Raw genomic sequence first — 6,102 nt, 5'->3', positions numbered from 1 at the left:
GCTCCACTTACCAATACGTTGATTAAATCCATCAATGAATCGGGATATTTTTAACAGTTGCTCCAACGCCCCGTTCCCCTTTTTACATCGTAAAAGTAGTTTACAGCCCAAAAGGGATAAGTGATGTTAATTAGTTCGCATTTTGTTGGGGATTGAGGATTGGGGATTGGCGACTGGCGACTGGCGACTGGCGACTGGGGATTAGCGATTAGCGTTAGTGGCTAGCGTAAGCGTACCGGATGCGCAGCTAGAGGCTCTGAATTTTATTTTCCAAAAACCCACAGAGTCAACAGCCTAGTTTTTACTCCCAATCCCTAATCCCCAATCCCTAATCGCCAGTCCCCAACACCACACCCCAAAAATAATCTTCAAACAAACTTTCGTCTTGGTCAATTTGCAATTTTTGTCCCCAGGAGTAAACATCTAAGCTAATACGCTTATTGTCTTCTTCCCATTCATCATCTTGAATGGAAATATTTCCCATAATTGAAAGCCAATGATTAGGACTGGGGAGAAATGAAAGTTCTTTACCAAATAAACTTTGACTGGTAATTAAACCAAAAGCCACACCACCCGATGCAATTACTTCTCTGGCTTCTTTTAATGCTTCCCATTCACCGTAAAGAAAAGTATTGTGATATCTGACGTAACTGTAACCCAATACTTCTTTTACCCAGCCCTTCATTTGCCATGATTTGGTTAAACCTGCCAAATTACGCATGATTTCCGGTGCGTCTGCTTCTACCGGTAAGAAACGATTTTCTGATTCCCGCAAAGTTGCTAATATCATCCAATCTGCTGGATTCATTCGCAAGCGACATTCGCTGTGACGTAGTTTTTCCGAAGTCTTAAAGCGGACACTTTTGCCTTCAAATCCACCTGTTTCGTAGATACTACGACAAATTTCTAAGTAACGTAATGGTTGAGTACGTACTAACTCAAATAAAATTGCAGCCGGTCCACAAAAAATTTGTTTTCCTTGATTGACCTGAAAAGGGTCTTGCAAACGTAATTTAATTTGTGCCAATAATAGGTTTTTATCTAAACATTTCCAAGCGCTAGGAGATGAGGATTCCTCAAACTTGACTAATGCAGTTCTGACAGTTGGAGCTAGAGTTTGGGAAAGCATCAAGATTTTTTAGTATAAAAAGGTACGTTGTAATTAGACAATAGACATTATAGCGATGTCTGTTGTCTGCGAATCCAATAGACATCTGCAATAGATTACTTCGAGACCCAGAAGTCTGTGTCTCTACTGAGGTTAAAATTGGAAATTTCCCATGATTTTGTCGGAGATGTCTAGTATATTTATACAGAGATGATGGAATTATTTAAAGAATCGTTCGACACATCGGACAAACATTTCCACACCCATTGCTAATACTGTCTCATCAAAGTCAAAACGTGGGTGATGATGGGGATATGCCAAGTCTTTTCCGGGATTTGCAGAACCAAGGAAGAAATAACAACCAGGAACTTCTTGCAAAAAATAAGACATGTCTTCGCCGCCCATTGTTTGACATTCTGGTACTACACCAAGTTTAGTTTCAACAACTTCTTCTGCTACGGATGTGACTAATTTTGCCATACCAGAATCATTAATTGTTGCAGGATAAAGGGACCAATAATCTAAGTCATAACTTGCACCATGAGCCTGACAAATCCCAGCAATAATATCATCAACTCTTTTTTCAAAAAAGCCAGCAAAGGTTGGATTAAAATATCTCACCGTACCGCTCATCTTGGCTGTGTCGGCAATAATATTACCCTTGGTACCAGCATGGAGTTCACCCACAGTCACTACTGCGGACTCAATGGGGTTAACATTACGCGCCACGATAGTTTGTAGGGAATTGACAATTTGTGCGGCGATCGCGACTGAATCAATTGTTTGATGGGGCATTGCACCATGTCCGCCCTTACCAAAAATTGTACATTTAAAAGATTCTACTGCTGCCATTAGAGCTCCTGCTCTGACGCCCACAGTACCCAAAGGCAAATTATTCCATAAATGCAAACCAATAATGGCATCAACATCTGGATTTTTCAAAACCCCAGCTTCAATCATCGGTTTTGCACCACCAGGACCTTCTTCTGCTGGTTGGAAGATAAATTTAATAGTTCCACTGAACTCTTTTCGATGCTGCTGTAGATAGTAAGCCGTACCGAGTGCGATCGCGGTATGTCCATCATGTCCGCAAGCGTGCATCACCCCGTCATGTTGGGAGCGATAAGGTACTTCATTCAATTCTTGGATCGGTAAAGCATCCATATCAGCGCGAATCGCCAAAACTTGTTCACTCGATCCACTGTCTGAAGTTTTTCCTTCACCTTTAATAACAGCAGAAATACCAGTTTTTGCAATTCCAGTTTGATGTTCAATTCCCCATTCTTGTAATTTTTGGGCGATAAATTCCGAAGTTATTTTTTCTTGAAAACCCAATTCGGGTTTTGTGTGTATAGTTCGTCGCCATTCTACCAATTGTGGTTGTAATGAACGGATAGGTAAACGCACACAAGATAAATTAATAGAAGCGGGGCTTGGAAACTTAAAAACCATTTTTATAAATCATTTTTTAAACAACAGTCGAATATTTTTATTATCTTTCTTTTGAACTTAATTGTTGAGGAGTAAGAAGTAAGGAGTAAAAAATAAGGAGTAATAAGTTACCCACGACCCATTTCTAGTCGCTAATTCCCATATGCCGATTGCGGGGGCACGACGCAGTGCTTATGGCTCTTAGCGGAGCGTGACGCCAGTCATACGTCACGCTTCCGCTAACGCCAGACGCTGTCGCGTCACGCAATACCTAGAGCCTGCGGCGACGGCGTTAAACCTTACGGTATGACTGCGCTTACGCCGTAAGGCGCGGTCTTTGCCTCTAGCTATAGCTGCGCTACCTGCGGAGCCGCTACCTACTGATCCGGTATGCTTACGCTAGCCGCTAACACTAATCCCCAATCCCCCGATACAAAACCTCTAAATCTAAATTCGATGCAACTTGTGCTAACTTATCCAGATCTTGTGGATTTTCTAGATAGGGTAAGCAACCCAAAATGGGTATCTGCGTGAGTGATTCGATTAATTGTTTAGGAGTCCAATTAGCTATTTCTGTTTCTGTGCGGGGCTGACAACAATTTAGAACGATTCCGATTAAATTTACTCTTAATTGCCTAGCTAACGCCACATTTGCCACAGCCTGAGAAATTGCACCTAGCTTTACAGGTACGACTAAAACAGTAGGAAAGCGCCATTCACGAGCAAGATCCGCAACTGTAAACTCATCAGTAATAGGGGAACCTAATCCACCCAAAGATTCGACTAAAACAAAATCTCGCTGTTGCTGTAAAGCTGTAAAAGCTTGCCAAACCACCCCCAAATCAACAGTAGAATTTTCTTGCGCTGCTGCGATCGGTGGAGCTAAAGGGGCTTGAAAATATAAGGGAGTAATTTCTGCCCCAGACTGGGACAAATCAAACAGCTTTTGGTAGAGTTCTAAATCTCCGACACCCGATTGAATAGGTTTCATAATTCCCAAACTCTGTTGGGAAGAAAATTTCTGCCAATGAGCAGCCAAAGCAGTTGTCAAGACAGTTTTTCCGGCTTCCGTATCAGTTCCAGCAATCAGTAGTGAATTCAAAACAACACGCGATTTTTGATGAGTTTTTACAATCGTTAATGCGATCTCTAATTATTGTACTAGCCCCGAACTACCAATTTATTTGATTCGCTGTATTTTTTGTTTTTTACCAACTAATCATCATCCACTTCCCGATTGTCATCCTCTGAATCTTGTTCTGTATCTGTTTGGGAATTCACAGAATCATTTTCAGTATTTCGATCGGTTTCAGTATCTATGGGTAAAGATGGATCTCGATCTGAATTTTCCGAGGGAAATTGTTCTGGGGATTTTTCCGTCTCGTTTTCTGTAGTGCTAGTGCTTTCTATAGGTGTGTTGTCATTTCCTGTCCTGGGTTCTTGTGTCGGATCTCCCGTTACAGGTTCTCGCAGTATATCTTCTGAGGAAGGAGTTTCCTCTGTAATGGGCTTTTCTGGTATGGCTTTAACGGGTTTTTCTAACTCAACTTTCAATTGATAGTCGCTTTCACTTATTCCTTTAGCAGTTTCTAACTGTATCACATATCTACCACTAGAAGGTAATCTAGCTTGTACAAAAACTTCCAATCCTCCAGTATCAATAGGTTCCCCATTGGGTGCAAGTACGGTCATCACAACACCAGCATGTTCGCTAATTAATGCGGTGAAATTTTGATCTTCCTTAGCAAAAAAAATGTATTGAATTACTTCATTGTCTTGGATTCTGCTCCTAACCTCTGCTTTATCTTGAATATCAAATACAAGACGTTTAGTTTTGGTGGTATACGTAACCGGTTCTTCATCCTCAGGTGTAACAGTTGGAGTTGGCGTTGGTGTTGGGGTGTTAGAAACAATTGGTGAAGGGAAAGCTTGTGGAGTTATTTTTTGTGACTCAGCATTTTTGTTTTGCAGCAAGAAGCTAACTACCGCCCAAGAACCAAATCCAGCGAAAATAGCAACAATAAAAACAATAATAAAAATCGCCAAAGGGCTATCTAAAACAGAAGAATTATTAGTATTTGCTTGAGGTTTCTCTTTTTGTGAGCTTGGTGTACCTGTTGAGGAATGTGACTCTTCAGGAGGACGACCAACCGCAACAGTTCGCATTTGAGATAAATCTGGAGTTGAGGGAGAAATACCTTTTTGAGTTTGTAAACCAGTAGTTTGCGACCCAGCATTTGGATTTAAAACCTGCAGTGATCGCGCAACCTCTGCTGCATTTCCATAACGCTCGCTGGGTCTGTAGCTAAGCATGCGATTTAAAACCCGAGCAAATGATGGATTTACAGTTACCTGTTTTTCCCAATTCCAAGCAGCTTGAGTTTCGTCAAATAGCTCATTAGGTTCTTTTCCTGTAAGTAAAACTATCGCTGTAACAGCCAATGCATATAGATCACTGCTGGGATATGCAGTTCCTGCTTGCATTTGTTCGCTGGGAGAATAACCCAATTTCCCGACAGTTGTTACTTGTGCTATTCTATCTGGCGATTGGATCTGAGTTGCAATTTCTTTAACCACCCCAAAATCAATTAAAACTGGCAATTGGTCTCGTTCTCGCAAAATAATATTATCTGGGGAGATATCTCTATGAATAATTCTCTGGGAGTGAATATATTCTAAAACAGGTAATAAAGAATTAAGTAAATGTAATACTTCTTTCTCTGTAAATTTACCATTCCCGTTTGCTTGGCGTTTTTCCAATAGAGTTCGATAATTTTTTCCTGCAACATAATCCTGAACTAGAAATAAGCGATGACTCTGCTCAAATTGCTCCCGAAATTGTGGAACCTGAGGATGGTGAAGTTGATACAAAGTAGCGGCTTCTCGAGCAAAAAGTTCTTGAGCTTTTTGCCAAGCTTCAGCATCTTCAGCAATTGGAATTAACTCTTTGATTGCACAAAATTCCTCAAAACGCCGTTGGTCTTGAGCTAAATAGGTTCTACCAAATCCTCCCTGACCTAAGATTTTAACTATGCGATAACGATTTTGTAAAAGTGTGCCAACTGGAATAGGTGGTTGCATGATTAATTTATTAAATTATTAAATATAGTCTCCCCTGTAGGGATCGGTTACCTTCATTCGCAAGCATTTGGAGAAAAACCGATTTTATTTATTAATGTTAACGTTTCAGAGAAAATAAGCTTTTTTGTTTATTCTCACAAAAATTTGCTTGCTTATGCTCCAAATATTCTTCCTAGAGAAAGGTGATAAGAGTTTAAATAGGTCTTTTATCCAGTGGCTTGTTGTTTTACTCAAATGAACTTTATAGCAGAATTGTGTGAGTTAGTAGTGCATCACTTCTTGATGCAGTCCCTGATGGGGGAAACCCCCAAGACCACCCTGCATCGCTTTGCTAACAGAATTCGCTAAGACTTCTTGAGTTCTATTTTTACATTCCTTCTTTGGTACTTATGTATCAAAGCAACTTTTGGGAAATTACATTAATCTTACAAATCTAATATTCTTTGCTGTATTTTCATTTAATGCATGTATTAAGTAGGTGA

General features: G+C 40.3%; 4 protein-coding genes. All 4 read right to left on the bottom strand.

Annotated elements, in window-relative coordinates; genetic code table 11:
* Window positions 1-328 precede the first annotated feature (328 nt).
* The 4 genes from QNJ50_RS28230 to QNJ50_RS28215 all read right to left on the bottom strand — a co-directional run bounded on the left by QNJ50_RS28230 (window position 329) and on the right by QNJ50_RS28215 (window position 5,620).
* Entirely contained in the window at window positions 329-1,129 is an 801-nt protein-coding gene (locus QNJ50_RS28230) for a hypothetical protein (RefSeq protein WP_300642452.1), read from the bottom strand.
* A 198-nt stretch (window positions 1,130-1,327) separates the two neighbouring features.
* Entirely contained in the window at window positions 1,328-2,560 is a 1,233-nt protein-coding gene (locus QNJ50_RS28225; protein WP_300642449.1) for a M20 family metallopeptidase, read from the bottom strand.
* A 391-nt stretch (window positions 2,561-2,951) separates the two neighbouring features.
* Window positions 2,952-3,641, bottom strand: a complete 690-nt coding sequence (gene bioD / locus QNJ50_RS28220; RefSeq protein ID WP_300642446.1) for a dethiobiotin synthase — start codon at window positions 3,639-3,641, stop codon at window positions 2,952-2,954.
* A 113-nt stretch (window positions 3,642-3,754) separates the two neighbouring features.
* A complete protein-coding gene (locus tag QNJ50_RS28215) occupies window positions 3,755-5,620 on the bottom strand; it encodes a serine/threonine-protein kinase (RefSeq protein ID WP_300642443.1) in 1,866 nt (621 codons plus the stop codon).
* Between the last annotated feature and the right edge of the window lie 482 nt (window positions 5,621-6,102).

The organism is Mastigocoleus sp. MO_188.B34 (assembly GCF_030065675.1).
GTDB lineage: Bacteria > Cyanobacteriota > Cyanobacteriia > Cyanobacteriales > Nostocaceae > Mastigocoleus.
The sequence above is the reverse complement of the archived record's forward strand: the minus strand, read 5'-3'. Positions and strand labels throughout refer to the sequence as shown.

Bases quoted from the DNA above. Each gene is read 5' to 3' on its own strand.
- QNJ50_RS28225 (WP_300642449.1), bottom strand. From the start codon at position 2,560: ATGGTTTTTAAGTTTCCAAGCCCCGCTTCTATTAATTTATCTTGTGTG.
- QNJ50_RS28215 (WP_300642443.1), bottom strand. From the start codon at position 5,620: ATGCAACCACCTATTCCAGTTGGCACACTTTTACAAAATCGTTATCGC.
- QNJ50_RS28230 (WP_300642452.1), bottom strand. From the start codon at position 1,129: ATGCTTTCCCAAACTCTAGCTCCAACTGTCAGAACTGCATTAGTCAAG.